The sequence below is a fragment of the Rhizobium sp. BK538 genome, from assembly GCF_014197575.1.
In the GTDB taxonomy this organism is placed as follows: domain Bacteria; phylum Pseudomonadota; class Alphaproteobacteria; order Rhizobiales; family Rhizobiaceae; genus Rhizobium.
In genome coordinates this window covers 1-13928 of the sequence record NZ_JACIFT010000046.1, presented here as the reverse complement: position 1 = coordinate 13928, position 13928 = coordinate 1, and the positions used below count along the sequence as shown (strand labels likewise).

General features: G+C 59.2%; 15 protein-coding genes. 10 read left to right on the top strand and 5 right to left on the bottom strand.

Annotation, left to right across the window (positions count from 1 at the left end; genetic code table 11):
- Positions 1 to 136: 136 nt before the first annotated feature.
- Complete coding sequence (locus tag FHX09_RS29005) at positions 137 to 769, bottom strand: outer membrane protein (RefSeq protein ID WP_132591837.1); 633 nt, start codon at positions 767 to 769, stop codon at positions 137 to 139.
- A gap of 362 nt (positions 770 to 1131) precedes the next feature.
- Between FHX09_RS29005 and FHX09_RS29000 the strand changes: the two genes are divergently transcribed.
- The 5 genes from FHX09_RS29000 (at position 1132) to FHX09_RS28980 (ending at position 5356) form a co-directional block, all read left to right on the top strand.
- The gene (locus FHX09_RS29000; RefSeq protein WP_037084034.1) at positions 1132 to 1899 is read left to right on the top strand and encodes an SDR family oxidoreductase; all 768 of its coding nucleotides are present in this window, start codon (positions 1132 to 1134) and stop codon (positions 1897 to 1899) included.
- On the top strand, positions 1896 to 3935 hold the full coding sequence (uvrC, locus tag FHX09_RS28995) for an excinuclease ABC subunit UvrC (RefSeq protein ID WP_132591835.1): 2040 nt from the start codon (positions 1896 to 1898) through the stop codon (positions 3933 to 3935). Before FHX09_RS29000 ends, uvrC begins: the two co-directional genes overlap by 4 nt.
- A 110-nt stretch (positions 3936 to 4045) precedes the next feature.
- Entirely contained in the window at positions 4046 to 4636 is a 591-nt protein-coding gene (pgsA, locus tag FHX09_RS28990; RefSeq protein ID WP_007800987.1) for a CDP-diacylglycerol--glycerol-3-phosphate 3-phosphatidyltransferase, read from the top strand.
- Positions 4633 to 4887 carry a molybdopterin converting factor subunit 1 gene (gene moaD / locus FHX09_RS28985; protein WP_132591833.1) on the top strand — a complete coding sequence of 85 codons (255 nt, stop codon included), beginning with the start codon at positions 4633 to 4635 and terminating at the stop codon, positions 4885 to 4887. Before pgsA ends, moaD begins: the two co-directional genes overlap by 4 nt.
- Before the next feature lies 1 nt (position 4888).
- Complete coding sequence (locus FHX09_RS28980) at positions 4889 to 5356, top strand: molybdenum cofactor biosynthesis protein MoaE (RefSeq protein ID WP_132591831.1); 468 nt, start codon at positions 4889 to 4891, stop codon at positions 5354 to 5356.
- On the opposite strand, the gene FHX09_RS28975 is transcribed toward FHX09_RS28980, so the two are convergent.
- Entirely contained in the window at positions 5357 to 6253 is an 897-nt protein-coding gene (locus FHX09_RS28975) for a branched-chain amino acid ABC transporter permease (protein WP_132591829.1), read from the bottom strand.
- Between the two features lie 63 nt (positions 6254 to 6316).
- Here FHX09_RS28975 and FHX09_RS28970 point away from each other — a divergent pair, with 63 nt between their 5' ends.
- Entirely contained in the window at positions 6317 to 6868 is a 552-nt protein-coding gene (locus FHX09_RS28970; RefSeq protein ID WP_037084032.1) for a CGNR zinc finger domain-containing protein, read from the top strand.
- Positions 6865 to 7368 (top strand): hypothetical protein, encoded by a 504-nt coding sequence (locus FHX09_RS28965; RefSeq protein WP_132591827.1) that lies wholly within the window; start codon positions 6865 to 6867, stop codon positions 7366 to 7368. The genes FHX09_RS28970 and FHX09_RS28965 overlap by 4 nt, the downstream gene beginning before the upstream one ends.
- Before the next feature lie 69 nt (positions 7369 to 7437).
- Here the strand turns inward: FHX09_RS28965 and ndk are convergent, their stop codons facing one another.
- Positions 7438 to 7860 (bottom strand): nucleoside-diphosphate kinase, encoded by a 423-nt coding sequence (ndk, locus tag FHX09_RS28960; protein WP_007800975.1) that lies wholly within the window; start codon positions 7858 to 7860, stop codon positions 7438 to 7440.
- A 200-nt stretch (positions 7861 to 8060) separates the two neighbouring features.
- Here ndk and FHX09_RS28955 point away from each other — a divergent pair, with 200 nt between their 5' ends.
- Positions 8061 to 8576, top strand: a complete 516-nt coding sequence (locus FHX09_RS28955; protein WP_007800973.1) for a DinB family protein — start codon at positions 8061 to 8063, stop codon at positions 8574 to 8576.
- Positions 8577 to 8720: 144 nt separating this feature from the next.
- Positions 8721 to 9770, top strand: a complete 1050-nt coding sequence (locus FHX09_RS28950; RefSeq protein WP_184451077.1) for a GGDEF domain-containing protein — start codon at positions 8721 to 8723, stop codon at positions 9768 to 9770.
- A gap of 64 nt (positions 9771 to 9834) precedes the next feature.
- Here FHX09_RS28950 and FHX09_RS28945 read toward each other — a convergent pair whose 3' ends face one another.
- Together FHX09_RS28945 and FHX09_RS28940 are read right to left on the bottom strand one after the other, a co-directional pair.
- Entirely contained in the window at positions 9835 to 11439 is a 1605-nt protein-coding gene (locus tag FHX09_RS28945; protein ID WP_132591826.1) for a methyl-accepting chemotaxis protein, read from the bottom strand.
- Positions 11436 to 11747 carry a hypothetical protein gene (locus tag FHX09_RS28940; RefSeq protein WP_132591824.1) on the bottom strand — a complete coding sequence of 104 codons (312 nt, stop codon included), beginning with the start codon at positions 11745 to 11747 and terminating at the stop codon, positions 11436 to 11438. The genes FHX09_RS28945 and FHX09_RS28940 overlap by 4 nt, the downstream gene beginning before the upstream one ends.
- Before the next feature lie 189 nt (positions 11748 to 11936).
- Here FHX09_RS28940 and FHX09_RS28935 point away from each other — a divergent pair, with 189 nt between their 5' ends.
- Positions 11937 to 13820, top strand: a complete 1884-nt coding sequence (locus FHX09_RS28935; RefSeq protein ID WP_132591822.1) for an ABC-F family ATP-binding cassette domain-containing protein — start codon at positions 11937 to 11939, stop codon at positions 13818 to 13820.
- Positions 13821 to 13928 lie beyond the last annotated feature (108 nt).

The window sequence follows — 13928 nt, the reverse complement described above, 5'->3', positions numbered from 1 at the left end:
ACCCGACTTTCCTCCGCCAGAAATCCTGCAGCCAGAAAAATCCTATCCGAAAAACAAAACCCGCCGAAAAATCGACGGGTTTGTCAGCGCTCTGAAGCCGGGCTAGAGCCCGGCTTTTCCGCAGTTGATGTTCGGCTTAGAACTTGACGCCGATACCGACCTTGACGCTGTGCTCGTCGTAGCCGCGCGAAATGTTCGCGCCGCCGACGTTGAAGTCGCTGTCAGCGTAGTTGGTGTAACGGTACTCGACACGGGCCGTGATATTGTTGGTCACGAAGGTTTCTGCACCCGCACCAACCGTGTAACCGAGCGACGTGTCGGTGTCAGAGCCGGCTGCGTTGCTGAACTTGTTCTTCGTAGCAGCAAGACCGGCCGTGCCGTACAGCAGGAACGGGTTCAGATCGTAACCGATACGGCCGCGGATAGAGCCGTTGACTTCGTTCTTGCCGGTGCCACCGCCAGCAGCACCGTCAGCGCCGGAGTAGCCGATGTCGGCTTCGGCACCGTATACGATCTGGCCAGCCTGCCAATTGTAGCCGGTGTAGATCTGACCGCCGAGAGCGCGCGCGTTGTACTTGTCGCCAAAGCCGCCCATGTTGTAGGTGCCGGCACCGCCGAGATAGAAGCCCTGCCAGTTGGCCGCTGGAGCCGGTTCATTCTGTGCAACCGGAGCTTCCGGGATCTGATCAACGGCATCGGCTGCATAAGCGGCGGAAAACCCACCAAGGGCAACGGTCGAAACCAACAGGCTAGCAATAAACGTACGCATACTCGTCTCCTTTCAGACCCGCGTCCTTCGTCAACTGTCCTACAGCGAAGCATTCGCGGGCTATTACAAATGTCCCTTGCGGTTAGGGAGAGAAATTGATGCCCAATTGAGGATTTGAAAGAGCCAAATTGTGATTTGATTGTGGCACCTGGATGGCTGAAATTCGATGTTGCTTTGTCGCAACAGAATATTTGTTAACCATAATGAATGGTTAAATCATGAATACTTATTTTACGGAAATATATTCTTAACTAATACATACAGTAATTCCGGCGCCGTCGCAATCAAAACGGCTATTTATCTCACCTTCTCCCGCGCCTATATAAGCAGCGAACAGAGTTTCGCGGCGAGAAGGCATGATTTTGAACGAGAAAAGACTTCGGACGGCACTCGTGACCGGAGCGGCCAAAAGAATAGGCAGGGCGATAGTCGAGGATCTGGCCGCGAATGGATTTTCGGTTGCGATCCACGCCAGCCGTTCGATTGAGGCGGCTGAGAATTTCGCGGCGGAATTGCGGCAAAGCGGCTCCCGGGCGTTTGCCGTGCAAGCTGACCTCGAGAAAATTGACGAGACAAGCGATCTGATAAGGAAGGTCTCAGAGACGCTTGGACCGATCGATCTGCTTGTCAACAATGCCTCTGTTTTCCACGAAGATTCCGTCCGCCATATCGACGCCAAGGCCTGGGACGAGCATTTCGCCGTCCACGTCCGCGCGCCCTCGATTCTCTCGGCGAACTTTGCGGCGCAACTGCCCGAACGGGCGGATGGTCTGATCATTAACATTATCGACCAGCGCGTCTGGGCGCTGCGACCGAGCTTCTATTCCTATACACTGTCGAAGTCAGCCTTGTGGACCGCGACGCAGACCACGGCGCAGGCGCTGGCGCCGCGCATCCGCGTCAACGCCATCGGGCCCGGCCCCTCGATGCCAAGCGAACGGCAGTCGCAAGAAGACTTCCAAGCTCAGGTTTCAGCGCTTATCCTCAAGCGAGGGCCGAAGCTCGAGGAATTCGGCAAAACGATTCGCTTCCTCTACGAAACGCCCTCGATCACCGGTCAAATGATTGCCCTCGACGGCGGCCAGCACCTTGCCTGGCAGACGCCCGATGTGGCGGAGATTATGGAATGAATTCAAGAAAGCTGCCGGACGGCGGCGTTCTTTACGACGAAACGGACGAAAGCGACGACGATATCGAAGTGGAGAGCGAGGCCTCCGCTGCGCCGATTTCGGCTGCGATCGATTGGAATGAAGGCGGGATCAACGAAACCGGCCTCGTCGGTGCCGAACTGATTGCCGAATTTGTCAAACGGCTGCCGAACAGTCCGGGTGTCTACCGCATGTTCAACGAGGCCGGCGACGTCCTCTATGTCGGCAAGGCCCGCAGTCTGAAGAAGCGCGTTAGCAACTATGCGCTCGGCCGCGTGCACTCCAACCGTATCGCGCAAATGGTGCGCCTGACGGCGAACATGGAGTTCGTAACGACGCGCACCGAAACCGAAGCGCTGCTCTTGGAAGCGAATCTGATCAAGCGCTTGCGGCCACGCTTCAATGTGCTGCTGCGCGACGACAAGTCGTTTCCCTACATCTTGATCACGGGCGACCACCGCGCCCCGGCGATCTTCAAACACCGCGGCGCCCGCGCCCGCAAGGGCGACTATTTCGGCCCCTTTGCGTCAGCCGGCGCCGTCGGTCGGACGATCAACTCGCTGCAGCGCGCCTTTCTCATTCGCACCTGTACCGACAGCGTTTTCGAGACGCGCACCCGCCCCTGTCTTCTCTATCAGATCAAGCGTTGTTCCGGGCCATGCACACGTGAGATCAGCGACGAGGGCTACAGCGAGCTCGTTCAGGAGGCCAAGGACTTCCTTTCCGGCAAGAGCCAGAAGGTCAAGGAACATATGGCCAAGGCGATGAACCTCGCGGCGGCGGATCTCGACTTCGAACGCGCCGCCGTCTACCGCGACCGTCTGGCCTCGCTCTCGCATGTTTCCAGCCACCAGGGCATCAATCCGGCCGGCGTGGAAGAGGCGGATGTCTTCGCCATCCATCATGAAGGCGGCGTCTCCTGTATCCAGGTGTTCTTCTTCCGCACCGGACAGAACTGGGGCAACCGCGCCTACTTCCCAAAGGCTGATCCGCAACTATCGGCAGCCGAGGTGCTGAACGCCTTCCTGGCGCAATTCTATGATGACAAGCCAGTGCCGAAGCAGGTCCTGCTGTCGGAGACCGTCGAGGAAATCGAACTGCTTGCCGCCGCGCTCGGCGAAAAAACCGGACATAAGGTGTCCATCCTCGTGCCACAGCGCGGAGAGAAGCGTGATCTGGTCGAGCATGTGATCGCCAACGCACGCGAGGCGCACGGTCGGAAGCTCGCGGAGACGGCTTCGCAGTCACGCCTGCTCGAGGGCTTCAAGGAGACGTTCCGGCTTCCCTATACGCCGCAGCGCGTCGAAATCTACGACAACTCCCACATCATGGGCACCAATGCGGTCGGCGGCATGGTGGTGGCGGGGCCGGAAGGCTTCGTGAAGAACCAGTACCGAAAGTTCAACATCAAATCGACCGACATCACGCCCGGCGACGACTTCGGTATGATGCGCGAAGTGATGACCCGTCGCTTTTCCCGGCTAATCAAGGAAGAGGGAATTCCGGACCGTAGCCAGCAGGCACCGCCGGCAGATGCAGCCGACATGTCCTTCCCCGCCTGGCCCGACGTCATCCTGATCGACGGCGGACAGGGACAGATGACGGCCGTGCGCGCCATCCTTGAGGAGCTGGGGATTACCGACAGCGTGATCGCCATCGGCGTCGCCAAGGGAGTCGACCGAGACGCCGGGCGCGAGCGCTTCTTCCCGCCGGGACGCGAGAGCTTCACCCTGCCGCCGCGCGACCCCGTCCTCTATTTCATTCAGCGCATGCGCGACGAGGCGCACCGCTTCGCCATCGGCTCGCATCGTGCCCGGCGCAAGAAGGAGATGGTTAAGAATCCGCTCGACGAGATCGGCGGGATCGGGCCGTCGCGCAAGCGCGCCCTGCTGCAGCATTTCGGAACCGCCAAGGCGGTCTCCCGCGCCGCTCTTTCCGACCTGATGGCCGTCGAGGGCATTTCTGAGACCGTCGCCAAGCAGGTTTACAACCATTTTCACGACGACGCCGCGAAATAGGTGGAGACGGTCGCAAATTCCACGCAAAGGCAGCGAAAAAACAGAAAGAATGTTGACGCTTTGCGGTCAAAGCCGTCATCTACGGGCACATCACTTCAGAGACATGTTTCATGGCATCGCGCGCATATAATATACCGAACCTGCTGACTTACGGCCGCATTCTGGCAGTGCCGTTGATCGTGCTGTGCTTCTTTCTCGAAGGAAAGCTTGCGATCAGCAATACGGCGCGATGGGTGGCGCTGTGGATCTTCGTCATCGCATCGATCACCGACTTTCTCGACGGCTATCTCGCCCGCATTTGGAATCAGACATCGAATATCGGCCGGATGCTCGACCCGATCGCCGACAAGCTGCTGGTCGCGTCCATTCTCCTGCTGGTGGCTGCCGACCAGACGATCGCCGGCTGGTCCATTTGGGCGGCGATCACCATTCTCTGCCGCGAGATCCTTGTCTCCGGACTACGCGAATATCTGGCGGCCCTCAAGGTCAGCGTGCCCGTGACCCGGATTGCGAAGTGGAAGACGACGGTGCAACTGGTCGCGATCGCATTCCTGCTGGCCGGCCCTGCTGGTGACGAAATATTCCCCTATACGACGAAGACCGGCATCGGCCTTCTCTGGATCGCAGCGATTCTGACGATCTACACCGGCTACGACTATTTCCGGGCGGGCCTGAAGCACATCGTGGATGATGAAGAATGACAAAGCTCGTCTATTTCGCCTGGGTGCGCGAACGGATCGGCAAGGCTGAAGAAGAGATAGCCCTGCCCTCTTCCGTCGTCACCGTTGCCGATCTTCTGAATCATTTGAAGACGATGGGCGAAGAATATGAGACCGCGCTTCAGTTTCCCGACGTCATTCGCGTCGCGATCGACCAGGAGCATGTCGAGCACGACGAGCCGATCGGGAATGCCAGGGAGATCGGCATTTTCCCGCCGATGACCGGAGGCTGACGTGAGCAGCAAGGTCGAGCCCGATATTCGCGTCCAGCGCGAGGATTACGACCTTCAGGCGGAAGTCGATCGGCTCAGCACGCGTGCCAGCGGCATAGGCGCGATCGTGACATTCTCAGGCTTGTGCCGTGACGAAGGCGGCAGGCTCGCAGCGCTCGAACTCGAACATTATCCTGGCATGGCCGAGGCGGAGATGAGCCGGATCGCCAGCCTTGCGATCGAGCGCTTCGGGCTCCTCGGCCTGACGGCAATCCACCGCTACGGCAAGATCGCTGCGCGGGAGAATATCGTGCTGGTCGTCGCCGCTGCGCCCCATAGACAGGCTGCATTCGACGGTGCGAATTTCGTGATGGACTACCTGAAGACAGCCGCTCCCTTCTGGAAGAAGGAGCACGGCAAGGATGGCGCTACGGGCGAATGGGTTGCGGCCAGGGACGCGGATGACGCCGCACGCGACAAGTGGAAATAATCAGGGTATGGCTCGCTCCCTCCTGCTGAGGACGAGAAGAAGCACAAGCAGCGAGAACACCACAAGATCGCGCCAGAGATAGGGGCCGAAGGCGCTCCACATCGTCTCCGCGACACCGAGACCGGCTGCGCCTGCGGCCGACTTCAACGGGTCCGAATATCCGCCGACGGCAGCAACCATCAAGACCTTGAGGCCGAACATCAGACCGGCACCGAAATCCATCGTGCCGTAGTAGAAAGTGGCGAGGATGCCACATGCTGTGGCAATCAAGCCTGCCGCCGCGTAGGCAACGAGGAAGACGCGATCGGCGCTGGTGCCGCATAGTTCTGCCGCCAGAGGATCGTCGGTGACGGCCCGCCACAGCCGCCCCCAGGACGTACCCCTCATGATGATAACGCCAAGCGCGATCATGACGCACATCAATCCGGTATTGATGAGTTGGATCTCCGTAAGCGCGACCTTGAACGCCCCGTCACTCCAGAACACAACGACGCTGTTCAGGAAGGGCGAAAGCCACAGGCTTTTCGTGTCGGATGCAAGCCTGGCCGTTTCCATGAGGACAATAGTGATGCCGAGCGCCGCCACGATCACTGTGTTCGAGGACTGGCGCACCAGTGGCAGCATGATGGAGCGGCCGATCCAGGCCGCCGCCAGCATTGAATAGATTAACGAGAACAGCGTCCCCATTGCCAGCGCGGCCGGCAGGATCAGCCAGAGCCTGTTGTAGCTGAGGTCGGTGAAGAGCAGCAAAATCTGACCCGAGAAGGCGAAGATCGCCCCATAGGTGACATCGGCGCGCTTGGTGACCCCAAAGGCGATGGCGTAGCCGAACGCAAGCGCAGCGTAGAGTGCAGCCACAGGGACCGCGTTCGCCAATTGCTGCAGCAGATAGGCCATAAAGAACTCCCGATTGCAGAAATCATAACTAGCAAAATGTATTTTACCAGTTATATTTTCATCATGAGCTTTTCCTGGACCCCACACCGCTTTTCCGGAGGCGCATTGGCACTGGATGTCGCCAACAGCGTTGTCCTCCGGCATGACGAGACGCGACGGATCGACCGTTTCGAAGCACCCGCCCAACTGGAAACCTTTCCGCAGGCTGCAGCGGAGTTCTGCGCGGAGCGGGCGATCTTCGGTGACATGGTTGGTCCGACACCACATAACAAAAGGAACTTCCTGGAGTTGCGCGAGGCGACGGATAGGTATTTCCGGGCTCGCGTCTCAGGCGACAACGACGATCAGCTGCTCGCCACCCTTCTGGAGGCGCTTGCACGCACGCTGCGCGGCGCCAGTGACGCAAATGGGCTCGACGCTGCAACCGCACATTCGGTGTTGCGGCTGATCGCGATGCAGGATCCCGAGCGGATGAAGATCTGCCGCAATTGCGGCTGGCTCTTCATCGACCGCAGCAAGAACAGAAGTCGCGCCTGGTGCGACATGGCGGTGTGCGGCAATCGCGCCAAGGCGAGCCGCCACTATCGCCGGAGGAAAGAGGAGGAGGCGCCATGAAAGCGCTATCGATGGCCGTTTTCGTTGCAGCCGCAATGCTGACAGGGTGCCAGCGAGAGACCGACAAGCTGGTCGAGGTCAATGGCCGCGTCTTCGTTTTCAACTACCGGATCGCGGTGGCGACTTATGTCGTGACCCTCAACAAGAAGGCGCCGATCCCGGAAGGCACCGTCGCCATCGCGGAATTCGAGAACCCTGCGGGCGGAGACGTGCTAGTGACCAGTGAAAAGATCTACCCGTTCTGGGACCAAATCACGCTGCAGAGCCCGGCACTTCATTGCGTCAAGAAGGACAAGCCTTACGCCGTGAGCGTTCGCCTTGTCGATGCCAACGGAGAGACGTTGCAAAGCCTGAAGACCGAGGTGATTTCGAGCCTTGACCAGTCTGTCATGCCCGGTAAGCCGCTGGTCGTTGGGCCGTTCTATACGAAGAACCCCGAGGTCTTCAAACCGGACGGCACCGTAGACTACGATTCCGCTGCGACCTGTCCTTCAACGTAGAAAGCCGGAGCAGAGCCCCGGCTTTCAGAGTCAATTCAACAGCTTCAGCGGTTTCGCTGAGAGCCTGAATCAGCCGACGATTTCGGTGTCGGAGAACCAGTACTTGATTTCCTGAGCAGCAGTTTCCGGAGCGTCCGAGCCGTGAACCGAATTTTCGCCGATCGACAGGGCGTGAACCTTGCGGATCGTGCCTTCGTCAGCATTGGCCGGGTTGGTCGCACCCATGACTTCGCGGTTCTTGAGGATCGCGTTTTCGCCTTCCAGGACCTGAACGATGGTCGGACCGGAGGTCATGGTTTCAACGAGTTCACCGAAGAACGGGCGATCCTTGTGAACGGCGTAGAAGCCTTCGGCTTCGCGCTTGCTCATCCAGACGCGCTTGGAAGCGACGACGCGCAGGCCGGCGTCTTCGAGAATCTTGGTGATAGCGCCCGTCAGGTTGCGCTTCGTTGCGTCCGGCTTGATCATCGAGAAAGTGCGTTCAATCGCCATTGGTCAAAATCCTTTATTCCGTGGGAAAAGTGGGCGGTGTTTACCCGCCTGATAGCCCGAAAACAAGTGGGCATCGGCAATTTCACGCCGCTGTCATGTTCCAGCCTACAGTCCAACCATCATCGACTTTCATGGTCTTATCAAAGATGATTGACCTAAATTGCCTTAACATCAGCTGCCAAATGGAGGCAGGATAGAAAATGCTGAAACAATATAAGATGTTTGCGGATTACAATCGTTGGGCCAACGCGATCGTATACGCCGCCGCGTCCGAACTGACAGAGGCGGAATTTCAGGAAAATCGGGGGGCCTTTTTTGGTTCGCTGCAGAAAACACTCAATCATCTCCTGGCGGCCGATCGGATCTGGATGAAGCGCTTTACCGGCACCGGCGATGCCCCTTCAACGCTCGACAGCGTGCTTCACGAGGATCTTCCGTCACTACTCGGGGTCCGTCAAATCGAAGACCAGCGGATCATAAACTGGATAGATACGCTCGATGAATCCTCTCTTGCTGCGAACTTCACCTACATGCCGATCATCCAGCCGATCGAGATCAGGCAACCGCTGTGGTCGGGCCTCTCACATTTCTTTAATCATCAAACCCATCACCGTGGCCAATGCCACATGACGCTGACGGCGCTCGGAAAAGCCAGTCTCCGCCTCGACCTCGCATACTACCTGCGCGCAGACGGCAAACGATGGCTCGACAACTGAGCATCAAGCACCCGTTAACCGCGTCATAAGAACCACCCGGGCGCACGCCCCTCAGACGGTCGGGATTCAACCTATCTTAAGCCATTGCACGCATAGGAAGAACAGCGCCAGGCCGAACAGGGCCGACGAGCGAAGGGGACGGTCATGCGACATGCAGCATCGGATTTACAGGTGCAACGCGAAGCCTCACGCCCAGGCTCTGGAACGGACATCCAACGGGTCAGCCAGCATATCACGCGTATCGGCATTGCGGGCCTGCCTCGCAACTACGAACTTCTGTACGAGGCAATCATCGGGCAGAACGCAGCCTTGGCACAGGATATCGCATCCCTCGGCTCGGCTCCGAACCAGGCTTCCCTCGATGATCTCGGCCTGAAGTACCGTCTCGTCAGTCATTGCGGCATGATCGACAATACGTCCCAGGCAGAGGCCGCCAAACTCCTGCGAGAGGCAGCAGAGCATCTTGCCGACTGCCTTATCCAAAGACGAGCGTTCACGCGGGCGGCAGAAACCGTATTGAACTCAATCGTCGGCGATCAGGAACAGAGCCTGTCCTCTCTGATGAACGAGATGGAGTATCTCTCGCAAGCGCTTGAGGAAGCGACAAGCGGAGAAACGGCGCTGCAGACGAAGCTGCAAGCCGATCTCGAACGGCTTGAGACGCTGGCACGCGGTGTGGCGGCGGCGCAGGTTGCCTCCACGACCGACAAACTGACAGGCCTGCCAAACCGTATCGCGCTCAACAAGGTAATCGCCGATCTTTATGAACGCGACGAAGGCTTCGCCGGCAGTGCTCTCATCATGGTCGATATCGATGACTTCAAGGCATTCAATAGTCGCTACGGCACACACACCGGCAGCCGGCTGTTGAAGAAGCTGGCGGACATCTTCCGTAAATCAATCAAGAAGAATGACGTTGTCGCGCGAACGGACGGTGACGAATTCTCCTTGCTGTTTGCCAATGTGGGCATGCAAGAGGCCGTCGTGATTGCTGAACGCCTGCGCACGTCGGCGGAGGACAACCTGGTCTTCGCGACCTCCGACAACGGCACCGGGACGAGGCTGACGATTTCGCTCGGGATCGCACTGAGCGCCGACGCAGCGACGGCATCGCAGTTGCAGGCAAATGCGCGTGTCGCACTCTACGCTGCCCAATCAAACCGCCGGCAACCCGTGCAAGCGTTTGGGCGCTGAGCGCCACGCTCAAGCTTTCATCCGCCCCAAGGCCACGATGCGCTTATCGCAAAGTACGGCGCCTTCATTCTCCCGCCGCCAGTCGAAGCACTGACTGTCTTCCAACGACCGCGAAGCGACCGAGGATATCCTCAAGGCGCTCGGCTTCCGTCGTGAGCAGGCGGGCCGCGGAAGTCGAGTCCTCAACCATCGCAGCATTCTTTTGCGTGATCGCATCAATTGCGCCGATTGCCGAACCAATCTCGCCGAGAGCAGCTGACTGTTGGCGCGCGCCCTCGACGATGGCGTCGATGTGCACGCGAATGTTCGTAACGCTCGCGGCGATCAGCGTCAGCGTGTGTCCAGTATCGTTTACCAGGGAGACGCCTTCCCGCACCTGCGCATCCGAAGAGGCAATCAGCGTCTTGATCTCGCGCGCGGCGACCGCGGAGCGTTGTGCCAGTTCGCGGACCTCTTGAGCGACGACTGCAAATCCCTTGCCCGCTTCGCCCGCTCGCGCCGCCTCAACACCCGCATTCAAGGCGAGAAGGTTGGTCTGAAACGCGATCTCGTCGATGACCCCAACGATATTGCCGATTTGCCTGGCTGATCCCTCTATTCTCCCCATGGCACCAACGGCGGCAACCACCACAGCGTTGGACTTCTGCGCCACCTCAACGGTTTGCGCCACCAACTGACCCGCCTCCTCCGCGCGTTTCGCCGATTGTTGGACGGTCTCCACGATCTGCGTGACGGCAGCCGCGGTCTCCTCAACCGAGGAAGCCTGTTGCTCTGCACGCCGGGCAAGGTCGTTATTGGAATCGCGGATCGATGACGAACTGGAGCGAACGGCCCTGGCAGCATCGCCGACCGTCAACATGACCTCCTGCAGATTCCCGGCCGAAAGGTTGAACGCCGTACGCAAGCGCTCGAGATCACCAGCGAAGGGTTGCTGCAGCCGGAACAATAGGTCGCCGCTTGCCAAAGCGGCAAGGGCTTCATCGAGCCGCCTGACAGCAAAGAGCGTCTGTTCGGCTTGCTCGATGCGCTCGCGATCCCGCGTAGCGCGCTCGTCCGCCGCACGTGCTTCCGTCTCCATCATCTTGATTCCCATTTCCTCGGCAGCCCTTTGGGCTGCCGTCGCCCACTCGGCCGCCTCTTCCGCAGTTTCCACAAACGCGAGCGCTTTTGCTACTCGGTGAACGAGGGCGACTAGCACAACACTCTGCAGGACCAGAACCGTCGCGTGTAAAAGCACGCGCGTGAAATCCGAGGTTCCGGGAAAAACCGCCACCGGCAACAGGAAGAAAAGCACCAGGTGATGAACAGCAACGACGGCGGCATAGGCGATGATCGCGCGCCAATCGATCCATGCCGCGCAGATCGCCAGCGTTGCGAAGTAATACATATGGATGTCAATCTGCAGCGGCGAGCCGCTGAAACTGTACACGAGCAGAGCGACGAGCGCCGCGTGTGCCATGGACGATACCACACGGGTGACAGCACCTGCTCGATCGATGAACCAGAGAATGGTTGCCAACGCCACGATGGCGACGCCGCAGAGAGTAACCACCGTTGCCGGAAGGCTGGAATAGGCGAACAGCCTGAGGGCCAGAAGGCCCAGATCTATCCAGAGCAGCAGCAGAATGCCACCGGCGACGCGCATGCGCAGGCTGTCGATCGATTTCATACAGTCCCCCTCATCAAACAACTCTCGGTCATCCAGTGGTTAGTAACGAGCAGCGCTCCATGCCTGAGGAGGCGCTGCGCGAAACCGGCATGATCGGAATGGGCGACTGCCATCCATGGGTAGCGTCCTTCCGCGATATATTGCCCGCCCGCGTCGCCGATCATTTGGTGCATTTGCGCTGCCCGAATGTCGGGTGAGGCGATAACGACGACGAACGGACCGGCGGGAAAGAGCAAGGCGACGGCTGAAAGCAGGCAGATGAACGTAAAACTCGCGACCACCACGAGAATATCGGCGTTGCGGGACATGAATGCCTATCCTTCAATCCGCGCCGACATCGCACGAGCCCACCGCCGAAACAATCATGGCGTGCAATGCACTTCAACACACGCCAATTAGCAAAAGGTTACGGAAGTAATGTAACTTTCCGCCATATCGTGCCGTCCCGCTTCGGCGCGCCCTTGCCTTCGGCCAAGAGTTCCGACAAAAACCGAACCATGATCACGATTTCCGATATTTCCGCGCGCGTTGCCGGCCGCCTCCTTCTCGATCACGCCGGCGTTTCGTTACCGGCCGGCACCAAGGCCGGCTTGGTGGGCCGCAATGGTGCGGGCAAGTCCACGCTTTTTCGGGTCATCACCGGCGACTTGGCTTCGGAAAGCGGTTCGATATCGATCCCGAAAAATGCCCGCATCGGTCAGGTGGCGCAGGAAGCACCGGGAACAGAAGACGCGCTGATTGAAATCGTGTTGGCAGCCGACAAGGAGCGCTCAGCCTTGCTGGCGGAGGCGGAAAGCGCCACCGATCCGCACCGCATCGCCGAAATCCAGATGCGGCTCGTCGATATCGATGCGCATTCTGCGGAAGCGCGCGCCGCCGCCATTCTGGCCGGCCTCGGCTTCGATCAGGAAGCGCAGTCGCGATCGGCCTCGTCCTTCTCGGGCGGCTGGCGGATGCGCGTCGCCCTCGCTGCGGTTCTATTTTCCGAGCCCGACCTGCTGCTCCTCGACGAGCCGACCAACTACCTCGACCTCGAAGGCACATTGTGGCTCGAGGATTATGTGCGTCGATATCCGCACACGGTCATCATCATCAGCCATGACCGTGACCTGCTGAACAACGCCGTCAACGCGATCGTCCACCTCGATCAAAAGAAGCTCACCTTCTATCGCGGCGGCTACGATCAGTTCGAAAGGCAGAAGGCCGAAGCCGACGAGCTGCAGACAAAGGCACGAGCGAAGAACGAGGCCGCGCGCAAACACCTGCAGAGCTTCATCGATCGCTTCAAGGCGAAAGCCTCCAAGGCCCGCCAGGCGCAGAGCCGCGTCAAGGCGTTGGAGCGCATGGGCACAGTGGCAGCCGTCATCGAAGATCACGTGCAGCCGATCACCTTCCCCGAGCCGGAAAAGCAGCCGGCCTCCCCCATCGTTGCCATCAGCGGTGGCGCGGTCGGCTATGAGCCTGGCAAGCCGATCTTGAGAGGCCTCAATCTGCGTATCGACAACGACGATCGCATCGCACTGCTCGGCTCCAACGGCAATGGCAAATCCACCTTCGCGAAATTCATTTCCGGTCGCCTGTCGGCGGAGGCGGGAGAAGTCAAGCTCGCCCCAAACCTGAAGATCGGCTTCTTCGCGCAGCACCAGCTCGACGACCTGATCCCCGACCAGTCACCGGTCGAGCATGTGCGCCGCTTGATGCTGGATGCACCCGAAGCAAAGGTGCGGGCGCGTGTCGCCCAGATGGGCCTCGCGACGGAGAAGATGTCGACAGCGGCAAAGGATCTTTCCGGCGGTGAGAAAGCCCGGCTGCTGATGGGTCTCGCCGCCTTCCACGCGCCGAATTTGCTGATTCTCGACGAGCCGACGAACCATCTCGACATCGACAGCCGGCGAGCACTCATCGAGGCGCTGAATGACTACGAGGGCGCCGTCATCCTGATCTCCCACGACCGCCATCTTATCGAGGCGACGGTCGATCGATTGTGGCTCGTCAACAACGGCACCGTGACGACTTTTGATGGCGATATGGACGAGTATCGCGACCTCGTTGTCACATCGGGTAAAAAGAAGGATGAGAGGCCTCAGCTCGCTGAAGAGTCCGCCTCGAAGGCGGACCAGCGCAAACTGAATGCAGAGAAACGCGCGTCGCTTGCGCCGCTCAAGAAAAAGATCAACGAAATCGAATCCTTGACCGGCAAGCTGGAGAAACTGATTCAGGCGCTTGATGCGGAACTTGCAGATCCGCTGCTGTACGAAAAGGCGCCTGCGAAAGCCGCCGAGAAAGCCAAACAGCGTGGCGAGGCTGCCGCAAAGCTCGCTGTGGCTGAAGAGCTGTGGCTGGAGCTTTCGTCGGAATACGAGGAAGCCATGGCCGGATAGCCACAGCTCTAAACTCACATGAGGATTTCGCCGTCAAGATCAATCACCTTTTCATAGCGTGCTCCTTTCGATTTGTATCGAATCCATGGCTGAGCCACCTTTCATGAC

Excerpts from the sequence above, each read along its gene's own strand:
- FHX09_RS28940 (WP_132591824.1), bottom strand. The coding sequence starts at position 11,747 with ATGTCCCGCAACGCCGATATTCTCGTGGTGGTCGCGAGTTTTACGTTC.
- ndk (WP_007800975.1), bottom strand. The coding sequence starts at position 7,860 with ATGGCGATTGAACGCACTTTCTCGATGATCAAGCCGGACGCAACGAAG.
- FHX09_RS28955 (WP_007800973.1), top strand. The coding sequence starts at position 8,061 with ATGCTGAAACAATATAAGATGTTTGCGGATTACAATCGTTGGGCCAAC.
- FHX09_RS28950 (WP_184451077.1), top strand. The coding sequence starts at position 8,721 with ATGCGACATGCAGCATCGGATTTACAGGTGCAACGCGAAGCCTCACGC.
- FHX09_RS28970 (WP_037084032.1), top strand. The coding sequence starts at position 6,317 with ATGAGCTTTTCCTGGACCCCACACCGCTTTTCCGGAGGCGCATTGGCA.
- FHX09_RS29005 (WP_132591837.1), bottom strand. The coding sequence starts at position 769 with ATGCGTACGTTTATTGCTAGCCTGTTGGTTTCGACCGTTGCCCTTGGT.
- FHX09_RS28935 (WP_132591822.1), top strand. The coding sequence starts at position 11,937 with ATGATCACGATTTCCGATATTTCCGCGCGCGTTGCCGGCCGCCTCCTT.
- uvrC (WP_132591835.1), top strand. The coding sequence starts at position 1,896 with ATGAATTCAAGAAAGCTGCCGGACGGCGGCGTTCTTTACGACGAAACG.
- pgsA (WP_007800987.1), top strand. The coding sequence starts at position 4,046 with ATGGCATCGCGCGCATATAATATACCGAACCTGCTGACTTACGGCCGC.
- FHX09_RS28945 (WP_132591826.1), bottom strand. The coding sequence starts at position 11,439 with ATGAAATCGATCGACAGCCTGCGCATGCGCGTCGCCGGTGGCATTCTG.
- FHX09_RS28975 (WP_132591829.1), bottom strand. The coding sequence starts at position 6,253 with ATGGCCTATCTGCTGCAGCAATTGGCGAACGCGGTCCCTGTGGCTGCA.
- FHX09_RS28965 (WP_132591827.1), top strand. The coding sequence starts at position 6,865 with ATGAAAGCGCTATCGATGGCCGTTTTCGTTGCAGCCGCAATGCTGACA.
- moaD (WP_132591833.1), top strand. The coding sequence starts at position 4,633 with ATGACAAAGCTCGTCTATTTCGCCTGGGTGCGCGAACGGATCGGCAAG.